21 protein-coding genes, 1 other RNA gene and 1 pseudogene are annotated in these 26,028 nt (G+C 35.4%); 15 read left to right on the top strand and 8 right to left on the bottom strand.

The window, feature by feature from the left end; all coding sequences use genetic code 11:
* Positions 1–137 precede the first annotated feature (137 nt).
* The 3 genes from O0955_RS06780 (at position 138) to O0955_RS06770 (ending at position 2,451) form a co-directional block, all read left to right on the top strand.
* Entirely contained in the window at positions 138–464 is a 327-nt protein-coding gene (locus O0955_RS06780; protein ID WP_269426782.1) for a c-type cytochrome, read from the top strand.
* A gap of 56 nt (positions 465–520) precedes the next feature.
* An RNA gene (gene rnpB, locus O0955_RS06775) (RNase P RNA component class A) lies at positions 521–901 on the top strand.
* Between the two features lie 146 nt (positions 902–1,047).
* The gene (locus O0955_RS06770) at positions 1,048–2,451 is read left to right on the top strand and encodes a sigma-54-dependent transcriptional regulator (protein WP_269426781.1); all 1,404 of its coding nucleotides are present in this window, start codon (positions 1,048–1,050) and stop codon (positions 2,449–2,451) included.
* Positions 2,452–2,525: 74 nt separating this feature from the next.
* Here O0955_RS06770 and O0955_RS06765 read toward each other — a convergent pair whose 3' ends face one another.
* The 5 genes from O0955_RS06765 to gatB all read right to left on the bottom strand — a co-directional run bounded on the left by O0955_RS06765 (position 2,526) and on the right by gatB (position 8,646).
* Positions 2,526–4,316, bottom strand: coding sequence for a chloride channel protein (locus O0955_RS06765; RefSeq protein ID WP_269426780.1), 1,791 nt, complete (start codon positions 4,314–4,316; stop codon positions 2,526–2,528).
* 75 nt (positions 4,317–4,391) lie between these two features.
* On the bottom strand, positions 4,392–5,114 hold the full coding sequence (locus O0955_RS06760) for an RluA family pseudouridine synthase (protein ID WP_269426779.1): 723 nt from the start codon (positions 5,112–5,114) through the stop codon (positions 4,392–4,394).
* A 166-nt stretch (positions 5,115–5,280) separates the two neighbouring features.
* Positions 5,281–5,970: a response regulator transcription factor gene (locus O0955_RS06755; RefSeq protein ID WP_269426778.1), complete on the bottom strand. Its 690-nt coding sequence runs from the start codon at positions 5,968–5,970 to the stop codon at positions 5,281–5,283.
* A 104-nt stretch (positions 5,971–6,074) separates the two neighbouring features.
* The gene (locus O0955_RS06750) at positions 6,075–7,187 is read right to left on the bottom strand and encodes a TlpA disulfide reductase family protein (RefSeq protein ID WP_269426777.1); all 1,113 of its coding nucleotides are present in this window, start codon (positions 7,185–7,187) and stop codon (positions 6,075–6,077) included.
* Between the two features lies 1 nt (position 7,188).
* A complete protein-coding gene (gatB, locus tag O0955_RS06745) occupies positions 7,189–8,646 on the bottom strand; it encodes an Asp-tRNA(Asn)/Glu-tRNA(Gln) amidotransferase subunit GatB (RefSeq protein WP_269426776.1) in 1,458 nt (485 codons plus the stop codon).
* A gap of 143 nt (positions 8,647–8,789) precedes the next feature.
* Here gatB and O0955_RS06740 point away from each other — a divergent pair, with 143 nt between their 5' ends.
* Both O0955_RS06740 and O0955_RS06735 read left to right on the top strand, forming a co-directional pair.
* On the top strand, positions 8,790–9,299 hold the full coding sequence (locus O0955_RS06740; protein WP_269426775.1) for a hypothetical protein: 510 nt from the start codon (positions 8,790–8,792) through the stop codon (positions 9,297–9,299).
* Between the two features lie 128 nt (positions 9,300–9,427).
* A complete protein-coding gene (locus O0955_RS06735; protein ID WP_269426774.1) occupies positions 9,428–9,937 on the top strand; it encodes a hypothetical protein in 510 nt (169 codons plus the stop codon).
* Positions 9,938–9,990: 53 nt separating this feature from the next.
* On the opposite strand, the gene alaS is transcribed toward O0955_RS06735, so the two are convergent.
* Positions 9,991–12,606, bottom strand: coding sequence for an alanine--tRNA ligase (gene alaS / locus O0955_RS06730; protein WP_269426773.1), 2,616 nt, complete (start codon positions 12,604–12,606; stop codon positions 9,991–9,993).
* Positions 12,607–12,722: 116 nt separating this feature from the next.
* On the opposite strand from alaS, the gene O0955_RS06725 reads away from it, so the two are divergent.
* The 8 genes and pseudogenes from O0955_RS06725 to O0955_RS06695 all read left to right on the top strand — a co-directional run bounded on the left by O0955_RS06725 (position 12,723) and on the right by O0955_RS06695 (position 21,836).
* Positions 12,723–13,058, top strand: a complete 336-nt coding sequence (locus O0955_RS06725) for a MerR family transcriptional regulator (protein WP_056096320.1) — start codon at positions 12,723–12,725, stop codon at positions 13,056–13,058.
* A gap of 97 nt (positions 13,059–13,155) precedes the next feature.
* Entirely contained in the window at positions 13,156–13,956 is an 801-nt protein-coding gene (locus O0955_RS06720) for a PorV/PorQ family protein (protein WP_269426772.1), read from the top strand.
* Entirely contained in the window at positions 13,946–15,979 is a 2,034-nt protein-coding gene (locus tag O0955_RS06715) for a helix-hairpin-helix domain-containing protein (RefSeq protein WP_269426771.1), read from the top strand. The genes O0955_RS06720 and O0955_RS06715 overlap by 11 nt, the downstream gene beginning before the upstream one ends.
* A 2-nt stretch (positions 15,980–15,981) precedes the next feature.
* Positions 15,982–17,484, top strand: a pseudogene (locus tag O0955_RS06710) (ComEC/Rec2 family competence protein); the annotation flags it as partial.
* 18 nt (positions 17,485–17,502) lie between these two features.
* Positions 17,503–18,069 carry a hypothetical protein gene (locus O0955_RS18245; protein ID WP_487362611.1) on the top strand — a complete coding sequence of 189 codons (567 nt, stop codon included), beginning with the start codon at positions 17,503–17,505 and terminating at the stop codon, positions 18,067–18,069.
* 44 nt (positions 18,070–18,113) lie between these two features.
* The gene (locus tag O0955_RS06705) at positions 18,114–18,890 is read left to right on the top strand and encodes an enoyl-CoA hydratase/isomerase family protein (RefSeq protein WP_269426770.1); all 777 of its coding nucleotides are present in this window, start codon (positions 18,114–18,116) and stop codon (positions 18,888–18,890) included.
* Between the two features lie 27 nt (positions 18,891–18,917).
* On the top strand, positions 18,918–19,571 hold the full coding sequence (locus tag O0955_RS06700) for a hypothetical protein (RefSeq protein ID WP_269426769.1): 654 nt from the start codon (positions 18,918–18,920) through the stop codon (positions 19,569–19,571).
* Between the two features lie 96 nt (positions 19,572–19,667).
* Positions 19,668–21,836 (top strand): S9 family peptidase, encoded by a 2,169-nt coding sequence (locus O0955_RS06695; RefSeq protein ID WP_269426768.1) that lies wholly within the window; start codon positions 19,668–19,670, stop codon positions 21,834–21,836.
* A gap of 65 nt (positions 21,837–21,901) precedes the next feature.
* On the opposite strand, the gene O0955_RS06690 is transcribed toward O0955_RS06695, so the two are convergent.
* Both O0955_RS06690 and O0955_RS06685 read right to left on the bottom strand, forming a co-directional pair.
* On the bottom strand, positions 21,902–22,609 hold the full coding sequence (locus O0955_RS06690; RefSeq protein WP_269426767.1) for a DUF3307 domain-containing protein: 708 nt from the start codon (positions 22,607–22,609) through the stop codon (positions 21,902–21,904).
* Positions 22,609–23,247: a SatD family protein gene (locus O0955_RS06685; protein WP_269426766.1), complete on the bottom strand. Its 639-nt coding sequence runs from the start codon at positions 23,245–23,247 to the stop codon at positions 22,609–22,611. Before O0955_RS06685 ends, O0955_RS06690 begins: the two co-directional genes overlap by 1 nt.
* Positions 23,248–23,373: 126 nt before the next feature.
* Here O0955_RS06685 and O0955_RS06680 point away from each other — a divergent pair, with 126 nt between their 5' ends.
* Positions 23,374–24,402, top strand: coding sequence for a ligase-associated DNA damage response exonuclease (locus O0955_RS06680; RefSeq protein WP_269426765.1), 1,029 nt, complete (start codon positions 23,374–23,376; stop codon positions 24,400–24,402).
* Between the two features lie 3 nt (positions 24,403–24,405).
* Positions 24,406–26,001, top strand: a complete 1,596-nt coding sequence (locus O0955_RS06675) for an ATP-dependent DNA ligase (protein ID WP_269426764.1) — start codon at positions 24,406–24,408, stop codon at positions 25,999–26,001.
* Positions 26,002–26,028 lie beyond the last annotated feature (27 nt).

The raw sequence follows: 26,028 nt of genomic DNA, 5'->3' as shown, positions 1-26,028 counted from the left end.
CAGTGCTTCCGTGGTAATCCTCCTAAAACGAACAAAATATCATGCGTAAATATATCATCAACTTCATTTTCGTCCTTTCTGTTATAGTCATAATTATTTCCTGTCAAAATCAGCAGCAAATAGATTTGCAAAACTACATGTCGAATGGAAAAGATATTTACGTTGCCAAATGTCAAAACTGCCATGGCGAAGCCGGAGAAGGTTTAGGTGAGTTGGCTCCTCCATTAACAGACAGTACGTTTTTAAAGAACAACAAAACCCGCCTGGCTTGCATAATCAAAAATGGTTTAAATGAACCCATTACCATTCATGGCAAAGTATATAAAGAGAAAATGCCCGCCTTTCCGGAGCTTGCGGATATTGACGTAGCGCAGGTAATGGTTTTTATTACCAACTCCTTTGGCAACAAACAAGGTTTTGTACACTATAACGAAGTGAGCAAGCATTTACAAAACTGTAAATAATTAAAAAAACAGCTTCTTTGTATCTTTATTAAGTAAAAAGCCTCATATTTGCGCAAAATGCAGGTTGTTCTATCGCTGTTTCGGGTTAAACCGAAAGAGAGGAAAGTCCGGGCAACACAGGGCATCCCGCTTTCTAACAGAAAGGGATTCAGGATTGAAAACCTGAATTACGGAAAGTGCAACAGAAAGTATACCGCCACAATCTTGTATTGTGGTAAGGGTGAAAACGTGTGGTAAGAGCGCACGACATTAGCAGGCGACTGTTAATGATTGTAAACCCCGGGAGTTGAAAGACCAAATAGGCTAACGCATGTAGGGCTGCCCGTCCGATGTTAGTGGGTAGGTCGTTAGAGATAAACGGCAACGTTTATAGTGGATTAATGATAGAAGCCCAATTTATTGGGAAACAGAACCCGGCTTACAGACCTGCATTTTTTTTCTTCCTTTACCACTTTCTTAAAACATTATTTATCAGCCGATAAAACTTTTAAAACATTTACCCGTTAATAACTTATTGTATAAAAAACTATACATTAATCAATAAAATAATATATTCGCATTTAAAATAAAAATTAATCCCAAAATGGCAAAACTGCTGATAATTGATGATGAACGGGCAATAAGAAGTACGCTTAGAGAAATTTTAGAGTATGAAAATTATGATGTAGAGGATATTGATAACGGCATAGACGGGTTAGAAATGATCAAAAGAGATAATTTCGACCTTATACTGTGCGACATCAAGATGAATAAAATGGATGGTATGGAAGTGCTTGAACAGGCGCTAATCATTAAGCCAGATCTTCCTTTTATTATGATTTCGGGACATGGAACAGTGGAAACTGCCATTGAAGCCAGTAAAAAAGGTGCTTTTGACTTTATTTCTAAACCACCGGATTTAAACCGTTTATTAATTACGGTTAGAAATGCACTTGACCGGGGAAATTTAGTCACCGAAACGAAAGTTTTAAAACGTAAAGCAAGTAAAACCCGTGAGATTTTAGGAAGTTCAGAAAGTATTTCTAAAATTAAAGAAACCATAGAAAGAGTAGCCCCTACCGAAGCCCGTGTATTAATTACAGGTGCAAATGGTAGCGGTAAAGAACTGGTTGCCCGTTGGTTACATGAGAAATCTAACCGTGCAGACAGCCCATTAATTGAGGTAAACTGCGCAGCAATACCTTCAGAATTAATTGAAAGTGAGTTATTTGGACACGAAAAAGGTTCGTTTACTTCTGCTGTAAAACAAAGGATTGGTAAATTTGAGCTGGCCAATGGTGGAACTTTATTTCTGGATGAAATTGGTGATATGAGTCTTTCTGCTCAGGCTAAAGTATTGCGTGCCCTGCAGGAACATAAAATATCACGTGTTGGAGGCGAGAAAGAAATTGAAGTGAATGTTCGGGTTTTAGCAGCGACCAATAAAGATTTATTAAAAGAAATTGAAGATGGTAATTTCCGTATGGATTTATACCACCGCTTAAACGTAATTAACATCCATGTACCGCATTTAACAGAACGTACAGATGATATTCCGGTAATTGCACAAAACTTTTTAGAAAGCATTTGTAATGACTATGGAATGCCTGTTAAAAAGATTAATGATGCTGGCATGGCTGCATTACAAGCTTTACCCTGGACGGGTAATGTGCGTGAACTTCACAATATGATCGAACGTTTAATTATTCTAAGTGATCGGGTAATTACAGAAAATGATGTAAGAGCATTTGCAAACCCAGGTGGTGGAACCAATATTGGTGCTGCAACCAGTACGCAAATTGCAGGTGCCGGCGGTTCAAGTTTGGCTTCTACCTTTGATGCATTTAATAATTTCCAGGATTATAAAGATCATGCAGAACGGGAGTTTATTAAATTTAAGCTGGAAAAAAATAACTGGAATGTTTCTAAAACTGCTGATGAAATTGATATTCAACGCAGTCACTTATACAGTAAAATTGAGAAATTCGGTTTAAAACGAGCAGAATAAAATTAATTATAAAAAATAAAAGGTTGGAACAGTTTAAAACATTCCAACCTTTTATTTTAATCAGCTTTCTGAAATTAGCTCATATAATCATTTTGCCTCATCAGCAGTGCCCTGTATTTATTAAAAATAGCGGTTTTAGATACAAAGCCTTTGTAACGGTTAACTTCATCCAAAACTGGTAAAAGCCAGACATTATCCTGTTCCATTTTTTCCAGTACAAGCTTTAAATCCTCGTTTTCATTAATCGTATTTGGAGCCGGCTGAACCAGATGATGCGCAGTTAACTCATTTTTATGTGGATTATTCATCATCTCCTTAAACAGTTCTTCTACATAAATCAACCCTTTAAAATCATCAGTTTCATCTACCACAGCGCAAATGTTCCTTTTTGATTGTAAAATATCAGACATTCTTTCTGAAAGTTTATCATTCAAATTTAATTTAACATAATCCTTCTCAACCAGATACCTCAATTTCATCTGGTTTAAAACCGTTGTATCCTTATCCTCATACGATAAAAGTTCTCCTTTATCCGCCAGCGCTTTAGTATAAATAGAGTGTTTTTGCGAACTGCGGTTTATTGCATAAGATATTGCAGAAGTAATCATCAAGGGAACCATCAAAATATAACCTCCGGTAATTTCAGCGATCAAAAATATCCCTGTTAATGGTGCATGCATAATCGAACTTAGCGAAGCTGCCATTCCGGCCACAATGAAGTTGGAAACATTTAAATGAGCAATGCCCGATAGATTGACTACATAGGCAAATATAAAGCCTATTAAGCCGCCCATAATCAGACTTGGTGCAAAAGTTCCACCGTTACCGCCAGCGCCGAGTGTAGCTAGTGTTGCAACAGATTTCATGAAAACAGTGACTACTGTAAACAAAATCACTAATGCCGGGATATTATTGTATTCAGAGAATATACTGTTATTAATTACAGCAAGATAATCGCCTCTCAACAAACTTTTAATGGTAATGTAACCTTCGCCATAAAGGGTAGGAAAAAGAAAAACCAGAGCACCTAAAAGCAAACCGCCTACAATAACTTTAGTGTAAGGATGTTTTATTTTATAGAAAAGGCCTTTTACCACATAATTAGCCTTCGTAAAATAGATGGAGAATAAACCAATTAAGCCAGCCAGTAAAACATAATAAACCAAGGCATTCATTTGCCAGCCTTCGGTAACTAAAAAGAATAATTGCTGAGTGTAAAATAATCTGGCTACTACAGCAGCGGTTGCTGCAGATAACAATAAAGGGATAAATACAGGTATGGTAAATTCTGGAAGCAGAATCTCGATGGCGAAAACAATGCCCGCAATAGGACTATTAAAAGCTCCTGCTATACCTGCAGCTGCTCCGCAAGCCACCAGCATGGTAATTTCACGGTAAGATAAACCTAAAAATCTACCTAAATTAGAGCCTATTGCCGATCCGCTGGTTACAATTGGCGCCTCCAATCCCGTTGAACCGCCAAAGCCTACGGTTATTGCCGCAGTAATAATCTGCGAGTAAATGTTGTGTGGCTCTACCCTGCTTGATTTTTTTGAAATCGCATATAAAAGTGGCGTTAGCCCGGTTTCGAATTTACTTTTCCGGATAAAATATTTTACATACATCACCGTAAGCATAATCCCGATTAAAGGAAAAAGTAAGTACAGGTAATATTTATATTTCCACTGCCAATCGGATTGTAAAAATTCTTCTATATGATGCGTAAGTGATTTTAAAACTGCAGCGGCCAAACCAGCAAGCACGCCTACAATTACCGCCAGAATGATAAGAAAATTACGATTTGATATTTTAGATTTTCTGTAGTGATTTAAGCTATCAAGGTAATTTACAAATCGAATATACATTTCTTAGGATTTTATCGGGAGCGATAATCCAAAATTAAGAAAAACATAGTTGCAAGACAATTTTTATGTCGGCAACTACGCATCAAATTTATCCAACAATTTTATTAAGGTTGCAAAGTCTTTAGGATACGGTGCATCAATCACAATGTCCTGATCATTAAGCCCTTTAAATACCAAATGTCTGGCATGCAAAGCAAAGCGTTTCATAATGGGCTGCTCTTCCTCTCCTTTTGCTAATTTGAAGCCCCTTTTAATGGAAGATAGAAAAACAGATTTTCCACGGTACATATCATCACCAACAATGGCAGCCTTTTGTGTGGCCAGGTGAATACGGATTTGGTGCATTCTTCCGGTAATTGGCTTACACTCTACCAAAGTATAGTGCTTATAATATTTTAAGGAATTAAAATAAGTTTCAGCTCTTTTCCCTTCAGCCCTGTCTATCGTTACGTTTTTATTACCAGCATTTAAAATTGGTAGATCAACTAATAAATCATTAAATATAACATGACCATCTACAACAGCATGATAGGTTTTATTTACTTTTCGTCTTTCAAACTGCATAGAAGCATGACGATAAGCTTCTGGATTTTTGGCAATAATTAAAGCACCTGAGGTTTCTTTATCCAAACGGTGGCAAACCTGAGCATCGTCACTATACTGTTTGGCTAAACGCAAAAGATTAATTTCGCCGGCAGCTCCTCTTTCATCCAATGAGGCAAGAAATGGCGGTTTATTTACAACAATAAAATCGTTGTCTTCAAATAAGATAAGGTCTTTAAAACTTGGAAACTTCAATACTTGATAGGCTAATGAGGTGCAAAAATACGATTTATTTTGGAGATGTCATTTGGAAACCTATTATTATCATTGGAAATGAAATTAAAAAGACCTTACAAAACATGACGCATAAAAAAACCGCAGATTTTTAATTAGCCTGCGGTTTTGGAATGTTAATTTCTTTTTATGAAAGTTCAAACTTATATCCAACCCCTTTTACAGTAGATACGTAAGTTTCGCCTAATTTTTCTCTTAATTTACGAATGTGAACATCAATGGTCCGGTTGGTTACCACCACTGAGTCTTCCCAAATGTTTTTTAGAATCGATTCTCTTGTGTACACTTTACCTGGTTTTGAAGCCAGTAAATACAATAATTCAAATTCTTTTTTGGCCAGCACCACCTTGTTTCCACCTTGAAATACCAAATAAGCTTCTCTGTCGATCACTAAATCACCAATTTCTAACTTATTCTCCGATACCTCTTCAGCACTGGTATTTCTTCTTAAAATCGCATTTATACGACTAACCAAAGCTCTCGGCTTAATTGGTTTAGCGATATAATCATCTGCACCAACATTAAAACCTGCAATTTCTGAATACTCTTCACTCCTTGCGGTTAAAAAAACCATAAAGGTATTTTTAAACTCAGGTATTGCCCGCATTAAACGACAAGCTTCTATCCCATCCATTTTAGGCATCATAATATCTAAAATTATTAGGTCGGGATGTACCTTTTTCGCAACTGTAATACCTTCCTGTCCATTTGCGGCTAGGAAAACCTGGTATCCTTCTTTTTTTAAATTGTATTCAATTAACTCCAGGATATCTGGTTCATCATCAACAATTAATATTTTCTGACCTGCGTTGTTCATAAATTAAATATTTGTTACGAAAGTAGTGTCTCTGATGCAATATTCAGTTAAGTGAAAGTTAAGAAATTGTTAACCAGTAAAAATAGTTTAACAATTAATTTCTTTTAAAGTAATATCTTACTTAAAAAAGCTTCTAATTCCTCTCCTCTGAGGTTTTTAGCTACAATTTTTCCGCTAGGATCAATCAGGAATGACGATGGTATGGCTTGAACCTGATATTTTCTAACCGTTTCTCCGTTAAAATCTTTTAATTCACAAACGTGTTGCCAGGCTAAACCATCAGCCTTTACAGCACCTAACCAGACTGCTTTATCGGTATCTAACGAAATTCCTAAAATATCAAAGTTTTTGGTTTTAAATTTATTGTACACTTTAACCACATTAGGGTTCTCCTGACGGCATGGCTGGCACCACGATGCCCAAAAATCAAGCAGTACATATTTCCCTTTGTAATCGGTTAAATTAATGGCTTTTCCATCTGCAGTATCCATCGTAAAAGTTGGTGCAGGCTGCCCTACCTGAACAGCTTTAAGCAATTGCATTTGTTTTACGAAAGTATCAACAGTTGCATTTCCTTTAATCTGATCCTTAATTTCGTCACTGAATTTTACCAATTCCGCTTCATATTCCTGCGGGCTTAGGGTATTCATCGCATAAAAGCTAGCCAGTGTTCCTTTATTGTCTGAAGCAAATTTTATAACATCGTTATTTAACTGCTTAATATAAGATTCGTACTGAGGGCGCATAGCATCTAAAATGGCCGCTCTGTTTTGAGGTTGGGCAGCAACTTTAGCATCAAAATCCTTCTGAATACTTTCCACTTCTTTGGCAAATTTGTTTCTTAGTGCATTAAGCTCAGATAATTTATCTACTTCATTTGCACCAGAAATTTTATAAGCGAGTGTTTTATCGGCCAAATCGGCTTCCAGTTTAATATTATCACCATTTTTAGCAATTAACATAAATTCATGATTTCCGATAGATACCCTGAAAAAATCAACTGAAGGTGTTTTGCGAATAAATTTAAATTCGCCTTTTTCCGATAGATTGGTAGAATCAATAGCAACCATATTGCTGCTTTGCATGCCATATAGAAATACTTTTTTCTCTGCTCCTGTATTTTGGAAAGTTCCGTCTATTACAAAACTATCTTTTGGCTTACAGGCTGCAAATGCAACAGCAATAAGCAAAATAAGGCCTAATTGTTTTATTTTCATCTTACTTCAGTTTTTCAATTATCAATTCGTTAATTTTTTTAGCGTCGGCTTTGCCTTTGGCCATCTTCATTACATCGCCAACAAACAAACCTAAAACGCCTTTTTTGCCTTTCTTGTATGCTTCTACCTGCGGGGCGTATTTATTTAAAACTTCATCTATAAAAGCAGTCAGTTCATCTCCATTATCAGAAATTAGCAAATTCAACGAACCGGCTAAATCCGCTACGTTTACAGCTTCTTGTTTCTCAATTTCAGGTAACAGCTGTTGTATGGCAATTTGCTGGGTCAATTTCTTATCATCCACCAAATTAATTACTTCAGCAAGCTGTCCGGGTTTTACTTTAAAATCAACAATACCAATTCCTTTCTCGCTTAGTAAAGCCCTAACCGGACCAATAAGCCAGTTAATTAACGTTTTTTTATGGTTTACGGATGGTGATGCTGAATTGAAATAATTTAATAAATCAATATCTTCTGCAAAAAGTGCCGCATCAGCCTTACTTATTTTAAATTCGGCAACCAATTGTTTTGAAATTTCATTTGGCAAGGTTGGCATAGTCGATTTAATCTCTGCAAGCCATTCATCAGAAATTTGGATTGGCTGTAAATCCGGATCAGCAAAATAACGGTAATCATTTGCCTCCTCTTTAGTACGCATCGGCGAAGTTGTGCCTTTATCTGCATCAAAGTTTAAAGTACTTTGAATAATTTTGCCTCCTGATGAGATCACTTCTGCCTGACGGCCAAATTCAAAGTCTATCGCCCGGCGAACATTACGCATGGAATTTAGGTTTTTAACCTCACAACGGGTACCAAATTCTGTTTCACCAAAGGGACGTATCGAAATGTTGGCATCACAACGTAAACTGCCTTCTTCCATATTTCCATCGCTTACATTTAAGTGTCTAACCAGTTTCCTGATTTCACTTAATAATGCTGAAGCCTCTTCTGCCGTACGGATATCTGGCTCGGTTACAATCTCAATTAAAGGTACACCAGCACGATTTAAATCAACCAGAGAATAATTTTCGTCCTGATCGTGTATACTTTTGCCTGCATCTTCTTCTAAATGTATACGATTAATTCCAATCTTCTTGCTTGAACCGTCAGCAAGTTCAACTTCTAAAAAACCATTAATGCAAATGGGTTGATTGTCTTGTGTAATCTGATAGCCTTTTGGTAAATCCGCATAGAAATAATTTTTCCGATCAAAATAGTTGAGCTGATTAATGGTACAATTTAAAGCTAAACCGATTCTTACGGCTTTGGCAACAACTTCTTTATTGAGTTTAGGCAACGCACCAGGCAAAGCCAACGATACCGCAGAGATATTTTGATTGGGCAAAGCACCGAAAGATGCACGATCAGCAGAGAATATTTTGGTATTGGTATTTAACTGAACATGTATTTCCAGTCCTGAAACGAGTTCGAATTTGTTTGGTTCTGTACCTAAACTCATATTTAAATTATGCGGTTTTAACGATGTTATGCAGGCAAATATAGTTAAATACTGTTAAAACAGACCGGGCTAATTAAACTGGCACGTAAAATGATTATCTATAAACAAACACACATTAAAAAAACCTTTTAAATTAAAGAAAAATGAAAAAGTTAGTTTTAGTTGCTGCGGTAATGATGGTTTCATTGTTCAGCATAAATAATGCAAAAGCTCAGTTAAATATTAATGTAAACATTGGCTCACAACCTTTATGGGGCCCTACCGGTTACGATCATGTTGATTATTATTACCTGCCTGATGTAGAAAGTTATTATTATGTACCTAAAAAACAGTTTGTTTATTTAAATGGTAATGATTGGGTATTTGCAAACAATCTGCCTTCACGTTATTCAAACTATGATCTTTATAATGGCTACAAAGTTGTAATTAATTCTCCGAAACCATATTTGAACTTTAAAAATGATAAAGTTAAATATGCTAAGTATCGTGGAAATGATAAAAAACAAATTGTGATTAGAGACAGCAGAGAAGAAAAATATTATGTGGTAAAAGGCCATCCCCATGGTATGCCTCCGGGACAAGCAAAAAAAATATACGGTAAAGGAAATAAAGGGCATGATAACGGAAAAGGACATGGCAAAGGCAAGCATTAAGAATTTGAGTAATTAATTAATTTTAAAAGAGGGATTTCGTAAGATTTCCCTTTTTTATTTCTCTGTTACAATAGAATTTTTGGCACAGCGTTTGAATTTAAATCACTACACACAAATACTATTAGATTATGAAAAAGTTATTAATCATCTCCGCGATTGTAGGTATCGTGGCTTTAACATCTAATCAATCTCACGCTCAAGTTAGTTTAAACGTAAATATTGGTGCGCAACCTGCATGGGTTCCGGCTGGTTATCAGGATGTAAACTATTATTATCTTCCGGAAGTACAATCTTATTATTATGTGCCTCAAAGACAATTTGTTTATTTAAGTGGAAACCGCTGGATCAGATCAAGCTATTTACCAACCAGATACAGGGGTTACAATTTAAACCACGGACGTAAAGTTGTCGTTTATGGTAATTCGCCTTACAGAAGTTACAATACACATAGAGTTAGATATGCTAACAATGTTCATTATTCCAATTCTTCGTATGGAAGAGGCCCGGTAAGGTATAATTCTTACAGAAGCTATAAGCCAGATAACAGACGTTATGATTATGGTCGCCATGACAACAGAAATCATGACCGACATGGAAACGGTAATGGTAACTCTTCGAGAGGAAGAGGAAGACATTAAAATAAAAAAAGAGGCGCTAAAGCCTCTTTTTTTATGTTTCTATTTATTTAGTATTAAGAAATAAACTGTTGTGCTTTTTCCAGTACGGCTTTTAATCCTGCAGAGTTTTTACCACCGGCAGTTGCGTAAAACGGCTGTCCGCCTCCACCTCCTTGAATTTCTTTAGCCAGTTCGCGAACAATATTCGAAGCATTCAAGCCTTTATCCTTAACCAGATTATCAGATAACATGACTGTAACACCTGGTTTGCCATCAATTTCTGTTGTAAATACCAGAAACAGGTTATCGACCAGATCTTTTACTGCAAAGGCAAGATTTTTTACCGCATCGGCACTAGGCAAATCAATATGAGTTGCAATCAAATTTACATCATTAAGGGTTTTCATGTGATGCACTACCTCATGTTTAAGGTTATTTACTCTTTCATTTGTTGATTTTTCAATCTCCTTTTTAAGCTTCGTATTTTCATCAAGCAAAGCCTGTACGGAGGCCACTAAATCTTTACTTCCACTTAATAATGTTTTTAAATGAGCAATTTCGTTGTTCTGATCTAAGAAATATTGCTCAGCCTTGTCAGCAGTAATGGCTTCTATACGACGAACACCTGCTGCTACTGCACTTTCAGCAATAATTTTAAATGAACCAATTTGTCCGGTTGCCTTTACATGCGTACCCCCACAAAGCTCTTTAGAAAAATGATCGTCAAAAGTAATCATACGAACAAAATCACCATACTTTTCACCAAACAGCGCCGTTACACCACTTTCAATAGCATCCTGATAAGGTACATTTCTTTGTTCTTTAAGTTTGATGTTCGCCCTGATTTTCTGATTAACAATCTGTTCTATCTGCGCCAGTTCTTCATCTGTAACTTTAGAAAAGTGCGAGAAATCGAAACGCAGGTAATCGGCATTTACCAATGAGCCTTTTTGGTTTACATGTTGTCCTAAAACTTGTTTTAAGGCCGCATGAAGCAAGTGGGTAGCCGAGTGATTATCTTCGGTCAATGCTCTTTTATCTTCATCTACAACAGCCCAAAACTTACCTTCTAAACTATCCGGTAAAATATCTGTAAAATGAACAGTTAAACCATTTTCTTTCTTTGTATCGGTAATATCTACCCAAAACTGGCGGCTATGATCTTCTAACCTTCCCGTATCGCCTACCTGACCACCACTTTCTGCATAAAAAGGGGTTTCGCGTAAAACAATTTGATATTGTTCTTTGCCTTTGGCTTTAACCTTACGATATTTTAGTATTTCAGTTTCAATTTCAAGATCATCATAACCTACAAACTCACTTTGATCATCGGCATTTACCATAATCCAATCGCCTGTATCAATTGCAGTAGCCGCACGACTATCATCTTTCTGTTTGTTAAGCGCTTGTTCGTAACCGGTTAAATCAACACTCCATCCCTTTTCTTTAGCCATTAACTCAGTTAAATCAATTGGAAAACCAAAAGTGTCTGATAATTCGAAAGCAAAACTGCCTTCAATTACATGATTTGAGGCCTGATATTTTTCAAAACGCTGTATTCCGGTTGATAATGTTCTAAGAAAAGAAACCTCTTCTTCCAAAACAACCTTCTGAACAAAATCCTGTTGTGCATATAATTCATCAAATACCCCTTTAAACTGTTCTGCCAATAAAGGGACCAATTGGTTTAAAAATGGCTCTTTGAAATTTAAAAATGTATAGGCGTAACGCACAGCACGACGTAAAATCCTGCGGATAACATAACCAGCTTTATTATTAGAAGGCAATTGTCCATCGGCAATAACAAATGAAATGGCTCTGATGTGATCGGCCATTACACGCATTGCAATATCGGTTTTCTCTTCGATACCATATTTAATGCCCGATTTTTCAGAGATAAACTGAATTAACGGCTGGAAAATATCTGTATCGTAATTAGATGTTTTTTCTTGTAAAACACGTACTAAACGTTCAAAACCCATTCCCGTATCCACATGCTTCGCTGGTAAGCTTTGCAATGAACCATCCTTCAAACGGTTAAACTGCATAAATACATTATTCCAGATTTCGATTACCTGCGGATGATCAGCATTTACTAAAGTTGCACCATCAACGGCAGCTTTTTCTGCATCTGTACGACAATCTACATGGATTTCAGAACAAGGACCACAAGGACCTGTATCGCCCATTTCCCAGAAATTATCTTTTTTATTACCCGGCAAAATATGACTTTCATCTACATATTGTTTCCAAAGGTCATAAGCTTCCTGATCTTTCTCTAAACCTTCCTTTTCATCACCTTCAAAATAGGTTACATATAATTTATCTTTCGGAATTTTGTAAACTTCTGTTAACAATTCCCAGCTCCAGGCAATGGCATCTTTTTTAAAGTAATCACCAAAACTCCAGTTCCCAAGCATTTCGAACATGGTGTGGTGGTAAGTATCAATTCCTACCTCCTCTAAATCGTTGTGTTTACCCGAAACCCGTAAACAGCGCTGAGTATCTACAACACGTTTGTATTTTATCGGAGCCTCTCCTAAGAAAAGATCCTTAAACTGATTCATACCAGCGTTGGTAAACATCAGGGTTGGATCGTTTTTAACTACAATCGGTGCTGATGAAACAATATGGTGTTGCTTTTGTTCAAAAAAACTAAGGAATGCCTGTCTGATCTCTTTTGCTATCATTACATATAATATTGGAGCAACAAAATTAAAATTTTATTGCGTTAATCAGGAAAAATCGAGCTACATTTGAATACTTTAATTAATCGATATAAAACACTCATAATCAAGCACAAAATATGCCGTATAAAGAAAGAGACATTAATAAAATGTATTATACCATGGGCGAAGTGACTGAAATGTTTAATGTAAACGCGTCGCAAATCCGTTTTTACGAAAAAGAATTCGATATCCTTCAGCCTAAGAAAAACAAAAAAGGCAACCGTCTTTTCACCCCTGAAGACATTGAGAATTTAAAAATTATTTTCAATCTGGTTGATGAAAAAGGTTTTACTTTAAAAGGTGCCAAAGACTATTTAAAGAATAATAAAGGCGATGTCAAGGAAAATCAAAAGATTATTGATTCGCTGGAAAAGCTAAAAGGATTTTTAGTTAATCTGGCTCAAGAATTATAAAAGTATATTTTATTATACAAATACTAAATATTTTTTATTACATTTAGAGTCTAAGCAAATCACTCTATATTTTTAACGTCCCGGTTAACGCCAGCTCATGAAAATATTTAGTTTTTTGTTGATATTCGTATCGACCAGTACTCTTTTTGCCCAAAATAATTTGGGCCCCAGGTTAACCGCCATGGGCAATAATGGAGCTTCTACAGCAGATATCTGGTCTTTACAAGCCAATCCGGCAGGTATAACCGGAATAACCAGCCCTTCTATATCTCTAAATTACGTCAAACATCTTTTTAGTAATGAAATTAGCACTCAGGGACTTGTTGGGGTAATTCCTTTTGGCAATAATTACACAGGCATAAGCTTTCAACGATATGGTTTCTCTGCTTATAATGAGATGAAAATAGGCTTTGCCTATGCTAAAAAGTTTGATAAAAAATTAGCAATAGCGCTAGACGTCAATTACTTTCAACTTAAAATTCCCAATTACGGTTCGTCCACAGGTTTCTCTGTTGATATTGGCCTACTGTACCATTTTAGTGAACAACTTTCATTTGGGGCATTTACTGCTAACCCATCCAGACAAAAATATAGTGCTCAGGAAATTGAAGCACAAATTCCATCTTCCTTTAATATTGGAGCTAATTATAAAGCTTCTGACAAGGTATTAATTGCCACAACAATTTCGAAAGTCTTAAACCAATCTGTTGATGTAAAACTCGGTATAGATTACAAAATACTGGATTTATTAAGTCTCCGGGCAGGTTTAAGTGCCAAACCATTTAAGCAATATGCAGGTTTTGGCCTAAACTATAAAAAATTCTTGCTGGATATGGCCACGGCTTATGATCCAAATCTTGGTTACGCACCTCAAATCGCTATTGGTTATGCATTTTAAAAACCTGTTAATCGCCCCACTCTTATTTGGATTTGTTACAGTACATGCACAAAACAATGAGCAAACCATTGTTATTCGTGATATTATAGAAAGTGTAGCAGAAAATCTACCTGATGATTATGATCTTTCTGAACTAACAGAAGTGTTGTCCAGATTAAGTAAACATCCGCTAAATCTTAATAAAACCAGTCCGGAAGAATTGAAGGTTTTTATTTTCCTCTCCCCTTTGCAAATCAACAATTTCTTTAATTATGTCAAAGAAAATGGAAATCTCATTGATGTTCTGGAATTACAAACCATTGATGGTTTTGATCCTAAAACGGTAGAAAACCTCCTTCCATTTATTACCCTTAACGGAAATGGTGAATACGAAAAATTAAGTTTTAAAAATTTAATTCAGCTTGGCGAACATGATTTAATAACCCGTTTTGCCCGAACCATTGAAAAGCAGAAAGGTTTTACAGATTTACCCGGAAACCAGTATTTGGGATCACCAGAAAGATTTCAAATGCGTTACCGGTATAACTATGGCACGATTGCTTCCGCTGCAATCACATTGGAAAAAGATGCTGGTGAAAAATTTATTGATAAACCTGTTGATTTCTTATCCGGAGGCATTGCTCTATTTAAACTTGGCCATATAAAAAAAGTAGTGTTAGGCGATTATGCACTGCAATTTGGTCAGGGACTGACATTATGGTCGGGATTTTCTTTTGGTAAAGTGCCAGATGTAACCAGTATTGCAAAAAAGGATTTGGGTTTAAAACCTTATACTTCGTCTAACGAATATTCCTTTTTCCGTGGGGTCTCTGCAACTATAAATGTATGCCAAAATATTGACGTTACTCCTTTTGTATCTTTTAGAAAGTTAGACGTCAGTCAGGATTTTGATGTCAACGGAAATTTAGTTCAATCTACCATAAATCAAACCGGCTTACATAGAACGCCAACTGAAATTGCAAATAAAAATGCTTTAAATCAGCAGGTATATGGGGCAGCTATTCAATACAATAAAAATGAATTAAGTATTGGCTTAATTGCATATCAAAGTAAATACAGCAATAATTTTATTACGCAAAATGCAGTTTATGATCGTTTTAGTTTTACCGGCAATACGCTTACCAATATAGGTTTACACTACAACTATACCTATAAAAACTTTTATTTCTTTGGTGAGGCCGGAAAGAGTTTAAACAGTGGCCTCGCCTATATTAATGGTGCTTTAGTCAGTTTATCATCGATCGTATCTGCAGCTGTAGTTTATCGCAATTATCAGAAACAATATCACAACTTCTTTAATCAATCCATGGCCGAATCCAGTGATGCCAATAATGAAAAAGGATTTTATGCAGGATTAAACGTAACACCTAATAAACACTGGGCTTTTTCTGTTTATGGCGATTATTTTCAATTTCCCTGGTTAAAATATAGAGTAGATGCACCTTCTAAAGGTTATGAAATATTAGGACAGCTTATTTATACTCCAACTAAAACTTTTAAAGTGCTGGCCAGGTTTAAAACAGAAAACAAACAGCAAAATACTGACGTTGAAGTACCTATAAACTTTTTGGATGATGTTAAAAGAGAAAGCTACCGGTTAGAAATTAACTGGAAGTTAAATAAGAAATTCAGCTTTCAGCATCATGCAGAGGTTTCTCAATATAAAAAGGGTGATGCCGGGAAAGAATTTGGCTATTTGATTTATCAGGACGTGAACTACGTTCCTATGTTTTCGAAATTTTCTGGCAACCTAAGAATCGCTTATTTCAATACGCCTGGTTACAATAGCCGGATTTACGCTTATGAAGACGATGTACTTTATAGTTTTGCCTTTGGCATGTACAGCGGAAAAGGCTATCGTACATACCTGAACCTAAAGTACAGATTAGCCAAAAAGATTAATATATGGCTACGCTATGCAATGTTTATTTATAAGGATGCGGAAACAACAGGTACCTATTTAGATGAAATTAAGGGGAATAAAAAGTCTGAAATAAAAGTTCAAATGCGTTATCAATTTTAACCATGTTTAAGGCAGAATATATTTTCGCAAGAATTTTACTTCCTTTTATATCAGGAATAATAGTGTTTTACTTTCTGCCTTATCAAAAGTCTATTAACAACATGGGCTTTGCAACCGCCTTTGTTTTTATCGTTATTTTAATCATCAATTTAACTTATAAAAAATTAAACGTACATAGATTTAAAGGCTTAACCGGAATCTTAATATTCGCATTTTTTATGTTGTTAGGTGGTTTATTATGTCTTTTAAATAATGAAAAAATAAGGACAGATTACTTTGCTAACAGAAATTACGTTTATTTAAAAATCCTGGTCAATGATGAACCGCAACAAAGCAATGATATATTACGCTTTAAAGCAAGGGTAATTTCAGGCTATGAAAACAATAAGCAAACAAAACTTTCCGGTCAATTGCTATTGGCTTTAAAGTTAGACAGTCTTAAACCTTTAAACCTAAATTATGGTGATGAACTCCTTATTTCATCAACTTATTTAGAAGTTGAACCGCCATATAATCCTGCTGAGTTCAATTTTAAAGCATGGCTGGAGAGTCAGAATGTTTTTCACCAAACTTTTATTAATCAAAACCAACTGGTTAAAACCGATAGAAATTCAGGCAATCCGATTATTAAACTGGCTTTAAAACTAAGAGAAAAGCAGGTTTCGAAATATCGAAAGTTAATTAAAAATGATGAGGCCTTTGCTGTGGCCTCTACCCTGATTTTGGGTTACCGGGCAGATTTAAGTCAGGAAACACTATCGGCCTATTCCAAAACAGGAACCATCCATGCATTATCCGTATCAGGCGCACATGTAGCTATTATTTATGTGGTGCTTGATTTTTTACTGATGTTCTTAAATCGAAAAAGAACATTAAAAATCATCAAGTTCCTTTTAATTTGCGTTTTAATATGAGCTTATGCTTTAATTACTGGCTTGTCTCCTTCTGTAGTTCGTTCGGCAATAATGATTACTATTTTTATTGCAGCAAAAACGTATACAAGAGACAAGAACAGTTTTAATATTTTGGCCTTTGCAGCATTTTGTCAACTCGTTTATAATCCATTTCTGATCTGGGACGTAGGCTTTCAACTCTCCTACCTTGCTGTTTTTGGGTTGATTTACCTTCAGCCCAAAATTTATAGCCTGCTCTATGTTAAAAATAAATGGTTGGATAAATTGTGGAATTTCACCGCCTTATCTTTAGCTGCACAACTTGTCACCTTTCCGCTAAGCATTTACTATTTCCATCAATTCCCGGTGTATTTTCTTTTTGGAAATTTATTTATTACACTACCATTGGTTTTAATGATGTATCTGGGCATCATAATTTTAATACCGGGTTTAAGTTTTTTAGCTCCGGTATTCGAGTGGATAATCAATTTTACGAATCAAACACTTAAATGGATTTCAGCGTTGCCGTTTTCTACTCTTTCTTCTATCTGGATAAGTATACCTGAATTCATTTTATTGAGTGTGGCACTGGTCTTATTTATTTATGCAATCTTTCATATTAATAAAAAGATGCTTTTCTCGGCCTTTGTATTTTTCATTGCCTATCAGGTACTTACTATTTTTGATGATGTTAAGGCTCTAAATCAACGTCAGATTATTTTCTTCAGTTTACGTAAAAACTATGCAGTGGCATTTATAGATGGCAGGAAAGCCATTTTATTAACAGATTTAAGCCCTAAAGATAAAAACTATCATTTTTTTATCCAGCCTGCTTTACAGAATCTGCAAATTAATCGCCTGGATTTAATAAATCTCAAAAAAGACACCGTCATGAAGAATTTTATATTAAAAGATAAACAGATTATTTTCCATCAGTATAAAATGCTTTTAATAGATGAAACACTGAATTATAAAACAATTAATAACAAACTAAGCTTTTCAAGTATCTGGCTACACCAAAACACCAAATTTAAGTTAGAAAAGTTAAAGTCATTTGTTGAGTTTAAACATATTTTAGCAGATGCCACCAACAAAGATTATAAGATTAATTTTTTTAAACTTTTTGCTGAAAATAATAAGATCGATATTCATATTTTAAAGAAAAATAAAGCATATTTGATCGATTTAGCACCTTGAAGGAAATAAATTATTAGAAAGTAACTAACCGATAATATCATTATATGAATGAATTAGTTTTATATCAGGTTGCAGATCGTATTGCGACAATTACGATAAACAGGCCTGAAAAACGCAATGCATTAAACCCACAATTAATTGCTGCATTAACTGAAGCCTTTATTCAGGCATCAGAAGATGATCTGGTTAAAGTAATTATTTTAAAAGCAAATGGCGATGCATTTAGTGCCGGGGCAGACTTAGAATATCTTCAGCAATTACAACACAATACTTTCGAAGAAAATGTTGCAGATACAAACAATCTGAAAAAGCTTTTTACAACCATTTATTATTTGCCTAAAATTGTCATTGCACAGGTAGAAGGTCATGCCATTGCCGGTGGATGTGGTTTGGCAACGGTTTGCGATATTATTTTTGCTACTCCTGAAAGTAATTTTGGTTATACGGAAGTAAAAATTGGCTTTGTTCCGGCAATAGTTTCCTGTTTTTTAATGCGTAAAGTAAATGAAACTATTGCTAAAGAAATATTATTAACCGGAAAGACGTTTAAGGCAGAACAAGCGTTACAGTATAAATTAATAAATTTTGTAACATCTTCAGCAGAAATTCATCTGAAAGTACAGGAATTTGCATTAAGTTTGTGTAAGGAGAGTTCGGGCAATTCATTAATGATTACAAAACAATTGATTACTCAAACTACTAATCCCTCATTTGAAAAAAGTTTGGAAACAGCGGTACAAATAAATGCCCGTGTTAGAGAAAGTGATGACTTTAAAAAAGGCATTGCAGCTTTTTTAAATAAAGAAAAAATTAATTGGTAAATTTAAATTAAATCTAAAAATAAGAACATGTTCAAATCAATCAAAACAAGCGTTTTAGCTGTAATTCTGGTTAGCACTGCAATTATTGCACATGCACAAAAGAAAATTACTGAAGGTACTATTGTGTATGGCATACAATATAAAGTAGAGGCTCCTGGAGCACCTGAAGAGCAAAAAGTTAAATTTAATGGCGATATTTCTAAATTGGAAATTGAATCTGGACCTGCAACGGTTGGTGTATTTTTAGATACTAAAACTCAAACAGGACTAATTTTAGTTGATGTACCTGTTGCTCAAAAACAAATTGCAGCAAAAATGACTAAAGCAGATTTAGATGAAGCTAATGCTGCAAAACCAAAATTCTCAGATTTCAAAGCAACCGGTGAAAAACAAGCTATTGCGGGTTACAATGCAGAAAAATATACTTTTAAAGATGAAAAAGGTGGAGCATACGAATTATGGGCTACTACTGAATTAGAAACTCCTTTAAACATTATAACTTCTGAGTTTAAGGATATTAAAGGAACTGTTCTTAAATTTTCAGGCGAAAAAGCAATCATGACTATGAAATCAATTGCTGCTGATAAAGTTGGTGCACTTTCAGTTACTGCTATTCCTGCAGGATACGATGAAATTACTTATGCCGAATTAAAAGCAATGCAAGGTGGCGGTGGTGAATAATTAACCATTTCAAATTATTTTTTTAAGGCTTTTTAACTGCCGGCTTTTATTTAAATTAGCCAAAAGTTAAAAAGCTTTTTTTATGACTAAAAATTTATGATAAAAAATTTCCTTCTCAAATTATCAGTTATCTGCATCGCTATATGCCTGTTAATTGAAGCCAAAGCACAGGGCGTAAACTGGGCAAAGGATGGTAGTTCTTATTACCAAATCGCTGGTGGCGAAATTGTTTCGGTAACCTTGCCCAAAAATGACCGCAAAACAATAATCTCAAGAGCATTGCTAACACCTGCTGGAAAAGATAATTCTATTGCGGTAAGAAGTTTTCAGCTTTCTGATGACGGCACCAAAGCTTTAATTTATACCAATAGTAAAAAAGTTTGGCGTTACGATACCCGTGGTGATTATTGGCTGGCCGATTTAACTTCAAATAAGCTTACTCAAATCGGAAAAGATAAGCCTGTTTCTTCTTTAATGTTTGCAAAGTTATCACCTGATGGCAATAAAGTTGCTTATGTGAGTAAACACAATTTATATGTAGAAAATATAGATGGATCAGCTTCAAAAGCTTTAACAACCGATGGTACCGATAGAATGATTAATGGTACTTTTGATTGGGTTTATGAAGAAGAATTTGATTGCAGAGATGGTTTCAGATGGAGTCCTGATAGTAAGTCAATTGCTTATTGGCAAATAGATGCTACGAAAATCAAAAATTTCTTAATGATTGATAATACAGATTCTATTTACCCTTTCACAATTCCAGTTGAATATCCAAAGGTAGGCGAAAATCCATCTGCTTGTAAAATTGGTATCGTAGATATTGCCTCGGCTAAAACCAATTGGGTTAATGTTCCGGGAGATAATATTCAGCATTATATTCCCCGTATGGAATGGATCCCGAATAGTAATGAAATTATTTTGCAACAGTTAAACCGCGAACAAAACCAAAGTAAATTATTCATTTGCAATGCACAAACCGGAGCTGCAAATGCAGTTTATACAGAAACAGATAAAGCGTGGATTGATGCTAACGAAAATTGGAAATGGTTAAATGACAATAAAGAATTTACAGTGGTTACTGAAAAAGACGGCTGGAAACATCTTTACAGAATTAGCCGTGATGGTAAAAAAGAAACCTTGGTTACTAAAGGAAATTATGACGTAATTGACATTAAACTAATCGACGAAAAAAATAATCTGGTTTACTTTTTAGCTTCACCAACAAACGCAACGCAGAAATATTTATATAAAACCAAGTTAGATGGTAAAGGTAAACTGGAAATGGTTACCCCGTCTGTTCTTCCAGGTACACATAATTATGATATTTCTCCGAATGCGGCTTTTGCTCGTCACAGCTATAATAGTTCGGTAATAAGACCGGTAACAGAGTGGATGAACTTTACTGCGGGTAATCCTCTTTCAATGGATGGCAGCATTACTACTCAATTGACCAAACAGGGTGCTTCAAAAAATAAAGTTGAGTTTTTCAAAGTTACCACTGAAGATGGCATTGAAATGGATGGCTGGATGAAAAAACCTGAAAACTTCAATCCTGATAAAAAATATCCTGTTGTATTTTATGTCTACGGAGAACCTGCTTCGCAGACTGCGGCAGATACTTATGGTGCTGGTTTTAATTTTCTTTACAATGGAGATATGGCTAAAGACGGTTACATTTATATCTCTATGGATAACCGTGGCGCACCAGTGCCAAAAGGTGCTACATGGCGTAAAAGTATTTATAAAAACATAGGTACACTTAATATCCGTGATCAGGCAATGGCAGCTAAAAAATTATTGGCAACCAATTCTTTTATGGATAAAGACCGTGTTGCAGTTTGGGGCTGGAGCGGTGGAGGTTCCTCTACTTTAAACCTGATGTTCCAATATCCTGAAATTTATAAAACAGGTATTGCTATTGCGGCCGTTGGAAATCAGTTAACGTATGATAACATTTATCAGGAACGTTATATGGGTACTCCTTTCCCAAGTAAAGAAGCTTATGTAAAAGGCTCACCAATTACCTATGCTAAAAACTTAAAAGGTAACTTGCTGTATATTCACGGTACTGGTGATGATAACGTTCATTATCAAAATGCAGAAATGCTGATTAATGAATTAATTAAAAACAAAAAGGTTTTTCAATTGATGAGTTATCCTAACCGCACACACAGCATTAGTGAAGGCGAAGGAACGAGTGAACATCTTTCTTTAACTTACACCAAATTTTTGAAAGAAAACTGCCCTCCGGGAGCAAAATAATAAAGCAAAACAAAAGCCCTGATTTTAGAAAATCAGGGCTTTTGTTTTTTCAGATCAACTGATTTCTATTTGTAATTTAAGGCCAGCATTGAAACGGCCAAAGCAATGCCGAAACTTAGTAAAGTACCGATTAATACATACTCTGTAAGCTTGATATCATGCGCTTCTTTTAAATCTCCAAAACGGAAAATAGATTTTGCCGCAAGTAAAAAGCCTACCGCCTCAAAATGATTGGTGCAAATAAACAAGAAAATCAATAACCGTTCTAAAACGCCAATATATTTCCCTGCATCCTGTAATGATTTCTGGTCTTCAACACGATTAGCAGGAATCCACTTGTTAATAATAACCCGCATAATAATGGACGTGGGCATCGTTAAAAAAAGTAAACAGGAAATAATCAGCCAAACTTTAGGGTTATCTAAAAAGCTAATATCAAGCACTCCGGAATAAAAAATATGCCACACAAAAAATATGGAAATAAAATGTACAACCTGATCTGCAAAAAACATTATCCTTGCATTTTTTTTGCTTTGTATAAGGAGCTTCAATGCATCAATAATGAAATGAAGCGCTCCGATTGACAATGCCAGTTTCCATACGTCAAAACTCCAGAAAACAATAAATATTAAAACAGTATGAATTCCTATATGGAGATAGAGTTTACCTGATTTTAGCTTTTTACTTTCTTTCTCTTTTACCCAGGCATTCGGCTGTAAAAAGAAATCACCTATTAAATGAGCAAGGATGATTTTAATTAAAAAGATATCCATTATTTTAATTCTGTTTGGTTTAATTTTTTACGATAAAGCTTATCCATTTCTAAAATTTCGGTATAATGGGCTCTTTTTAAAGCTTCACTAACTGAGGATTGTGTTCTTCCGGATATTGCGGCCAACTCACTTTGTAAAATATTTTCATTTTCTAAAGCATACTTAACCATTTCGGCAGCTACAATGCCCCAACTATCCATCGCAATTAACGAAAGTTTAAACAGCACATTAATTTCTTCGTCAAAATCAGCTGAGCTTGTTTTTATAGCCAAATTTACTTTAGCTTGTTTCAGTCCGTCAAAAGCAAACCCAGAGTAAATAAATGCATCTCCGCTAGCCTCGGTAAGCCTTTTGTTTTTACTTTTAATACTTCCTATACCAATTCCCATTCTTACATCAGCAGGTTTATTCGTCCTGATACAAGCTTTAATGTAAGCTGTAGCTTTAATTGCATCTTCGGGCCTAACTTCCACCTGAAAGCTATCTCCACGATAGATTTCCCATTTGCTGTTCTTTAATGAAACTATTTTTAAAGCAGCTTTTAAACTTGATAACCAGGTATCTTTTATCTTTCTGGAGCCTACAATATCGCCTGTTATAATGCAAATCATAATACCAATATCTTGTTTATTATTCACTTTTCCAAATTATCGGCTAATTAGCCGATATTAACGATTATCGGCTAATTAGCCGATATTAACGATTATCGGTTAATTAACCGATATTGATTTAAAACTAAAGTGTACTGATTTTGTTTATCACACATGGCATTAATTACATTTACTAAAAGGGGAATCTATTGCAAACAGGGTAATTTTTATGTAGATCCGTGGTGGCCGGTGGATTACGCTGTAACAACGCACGGACATAGTGACCATGTTCAATTCGGAAACAAACACTACCTATGCCATACCTTAACAGAACCAATAATAAAACATAGAATCAGCACAGATTTGAGCGTAGAAACCTTAGCTTATGGTGAAAAAATCACCAGAAATGGGGTGAGCATTTCTTTTTATCCTGCCGGCCATATTATCGGATCAGCACAGGTAAGATTAGAATATAAAGGTGAAGTATGCGTAATTTCTGGTGATTATAAAATAGAAAATGATGGTATAACGACACCCTTTGAGCCTGTAAAATGCCACACTTTTGTTTCTGAAAGTACCTTTGGCCTGCCTATTTATAAGTGGCAAAAACAGCAAATCATCTTCGATGGAATAAAAAACTGGGTTAATGATAATATTCTTCAGCAAAAAACCAGTGTATTAATTGCCTACAGTTTAGGAAAAGCACAACGTTTAATTAAAAATTTGAGTGGCAATACTCCTATTTATGTACATAACAGTATTGCAAATCTAAATGAAGTTATTATTAACGCTGGTATAAAACTACCCGAAACCATCAGAATTACCCCTGAAACAACCAAAAATGAGTTGCAAAAAGGGATTGTTATTGTACCACCTGTAATGAGAGACAGTCGTTGGATTAAAAATTTAAGCCATCCGGTTACAGGCATTTGCTCTGGCTGGATGCAGGTACGGGCACACCGCCGCTGGCAAAGTGCTGATGCTGGTTTTGCCCTCAGCGACCATGCAGACTGGCCCGGATTGATAGAAGCTATAACTGCAACTGGTGCAGAGCAGGTTTATGTAACGCATGGTTTTACATCTGCTTTCAGCCGGTTTTTAAATGACAATGGAATTGAAGCCTCAGAAGTAACAACCAGGTTTGGACAAGAAGACGATGAAGAAAACAAAGTAGATTTAGTCGGTCAGCAGGAAAATAAATAAGACATGAAACGTTTTGCCCAACTTATTCAGCAACTGGAACTCAGCAATAAAACGAATGATAAAATTACTGCATTGGTTAATTATTTTAATTATGCCGACGATAAAGATAAAGTTTGGGTAATTGCATTATTTACAGGGAAAAAACCTAAGCGGCCAATAAAATCGGCTCTGTTAAAATATTGGGCAATTGACATCACTCAAACGCCTGAATGGCTATTTACAGAAAGTTATGCTAATGTTGGCGATTTAAGTGAAACCATTGCATTGCTATTACCACCAGCCGAAAACACTTCTGATTTCCAGCTGCATAAATGGATTGAAGATCTTCACCATCTTGAAGGTAAAGATGAACAAACGAAAAAAGAGTTTATTTTATCCGCCTGGAATACCCTCGAAACCCAGGAACGTTTCATTTTTAATAAATTAATATCAGGAAACTTTAGAATCGGGGTATCTAATAAAATGCTGGTTAACGCTTTAGCAAAGCAAAGTAATTTAGAGAGTGCTCAAATTATGCATAGCATTATGGGAAAATGGGATCCTTACATGATTACATTTCATGAGCTTATAAACGGCATTCATGTTAATACAGATAACTCATGGCCTTATCCTTTTTGCCTTGCATACGCGTTGGAACAGGAACCTGAGAAACTCGGAGATATTACAGAGTGGCAGGCTGAATGGAAATGGGATGGAATCAGGGGGCAAATTGTGAAACGAAACGGTGAGTTATTTATTTGGTCGAGAGGTGAAGAACTGGTGACAGAACAGTTTCCAGAATTACATTTTCTGCAAGGTGTTTTACCAGATGGTACCGTATTAGATGGGGAAATACTGGCCGTTCAAAACAAGCAGGTTTTATCGTTCAGTACATTACAACAACGTTTAAACAGGAAAACCATTAATAAAAAACAACTGGAAGATGCGCCAATCGGTTTTTTTGTTTACGATATCCTTGAATTTAAAGCCGAGGACTTTAGAGAAACACCTTTAGCCATAAGAAGAAAAACACTCGAACAAATTATTGAAAAATTAGATGCTGATGTTCCGGTTTTATTATCAAAAGTTATTCGCTGTGCAAGCTGGGATGAATTAGCAGCACTAAGACAAACTTCACGATCCATTAACAGTGAAGGTATTATGCTAAAAAAACTAAATTCGCATTACCATAGTGGCCGCAAACGGGGCGATTGGTGGAAATGGAAAATCAATCCTTATACAGTTGATGCAGTAATGATATATGCGCAAAAAGGTAGCGGAAGAAGAGCAAATTTCTTTACCGATTATACTTTTGCTGTACGTGATGGTGAAAATCTGGTTACGATTGCCAAAGCATATTCCGGATTAACAGATAAAGAAATTAAAGAAGTAAACGCTTTTGTAACCAAAAATGCGATCGAAAAATTCGGCCCGGTCAGAACAGTAAAGCCTGAACTGGTCTTCGAAATTGCATTTGAAGGTATTGCTGAAAGCAAACGGCATAAAGCTGGTTTGGCTTTGCGCTTTCCAAGAATATTAAGGTGGCGAAAAGACAAAAAAGCAGATGAAATTAACACATTGGATGATTTAAAACAGCTTTTAAGATCAACGATGCTTTAAAAATTAAAAAACAATCTATCTGTAAAA

Source organism: Pedobacter punctiformis, assembly GCF_027213715.1.
Classification (GTDB): Bacteria; Bacteroidota; Bacteroidia; order Sphingobacteriales; family Sphingobacteriaceae; genus Pedobacter; species Pedobacter punctiformis.
This window is presented reverse-complemented; position numbering and strand designations above follow the sequence as displayed.

Bases quoted from the DNA above. Each gene is read 5' to 3' on its own strand.
- O0955_RS06755 (WP_269426778.1), bottom strand. From the start codon at position 5,970: ATGAACAACGCAGGTCAGAAAATATTAATTGTTGATGATGAACCAGAT.
- O0955_RS06715 (WP_269426771.1), top strand. From the start codon at position 13,946: ATGCATTTTAAAAACCTGTTAATCGCCCCACTCTTATTTGGATTTGTT.
- O0955_RS06675 (WP_269426764.1), top strand. From the start codon at position 24,406: ATGAAACGTTTTGCCCAACTTATTCAGCAACTGGAACTCAGCAATAAA.
- O0955_RS06740 (WP_269426775.1), top strand. From the start codon at position 8,790: ATGAAAAAGTTAGTTTTAGTTGCTGCGGTAATGATGGTTTCATTGTTC.
- O0955_RS06765 (WP_269426780.1), bottom strand. From the start codon at position 4,316: ATGTATATTCGATTTGTAAATTACCTTGATAGCTTAAATCACTACAGA.
- gatB (WP_269426776.1), bottom strand. From the start codon at position 8,646: ATGAGTTTAGGTACAGAACCAAACAAATTCGAACTCGTTTCAGGACTG.
- O0955_RS06780 (WP_269426782.1), top strand. From the start codon at position 138: ATGTCGAATGGAAAAGATATTTACGTTGCCAAATGTCAAAACTGCCAT.
- O0955_RS18245 (WP_487362611.1), top strand. From the start codon at position 17,503: ATGCTTTTCTCGGCCTTTGTATTTTTCATTGCCTATCAGGTACTTACT.
- O0955_RS06725 (WP_056096320.1), top strand. From the start codon at position 12,723: ATGCCGTATAAAGAAAGAGACATTAATAAAATGTATTATACCATGGGC.
- alaS (WP_269426773.1), bottom strand. From the start codon at position 12,606: ATGATAGCAAAAGAGATCAGACAGGCATTCCTTAGTTTTTTTGAACAA.
- O0955_RS06735 (WP_269426774.1), top strand. From the start codon at position 9,428: ATGAAAAAGTTATTAATCATCTCCGCGATTGTAGGTATCGTGGCTTTA.
- O0955_RS06705 (WP_269426770.1), top strand. From the start codon at position 18,114: ATGAATGAATTAGTTTTATATCAGGTTGCAGATCGTATTGCGACAATT.
- O0955_RS06720 (WP_269426772.1), top strand. From the start codon at position 13,156: ATGAAAATATTTAGTTTTTTGTTGATATTCGTATCGACCAGTACTCTT.
- O0955_RS06680 (WP_269426765.1), top strand. From the start codon at position 23,374: ATGGCATTAATTACATTTACTAAAAGGGGAATCTATTGCAAACAGGGT.
- O0955_RS06695 (WP_269426768.1), top strand. From the start codon at position 19,668: ATGATAAAAAATTTCCTTCTCAAATTATCAGTTATCTGCATCGCTATA.
- O0955_RS06770 (WP_269426781.1), top strand. From the start codon at position 1,048: ATGGCAAAACTGCTGATAATTGATGATGAACGGGCAATAAGAAGTACG.
- O0955_RS06750 (WP_269426777.1), bottom strand. From the start codon at position 7,187: ATGAAAATAAAACAATTAGGCCTTATTTTGCTTATTGCTGTTGCATTT.
- O0955_RS06690 (WP_269426767.1), bottom strand. From the start codon at position 22,609: ATGGATATCTTTTTAATTAAAATCATCCTTGCTCATTTAATAGGTGAT.
- O0955_RS06700 (WP_269426769.1), top strand. From the start codon at position 18,918: ATGTTCAAATCAATCAAAACAAGCGTTTTAGCTGTAATTCTGGTTAGC.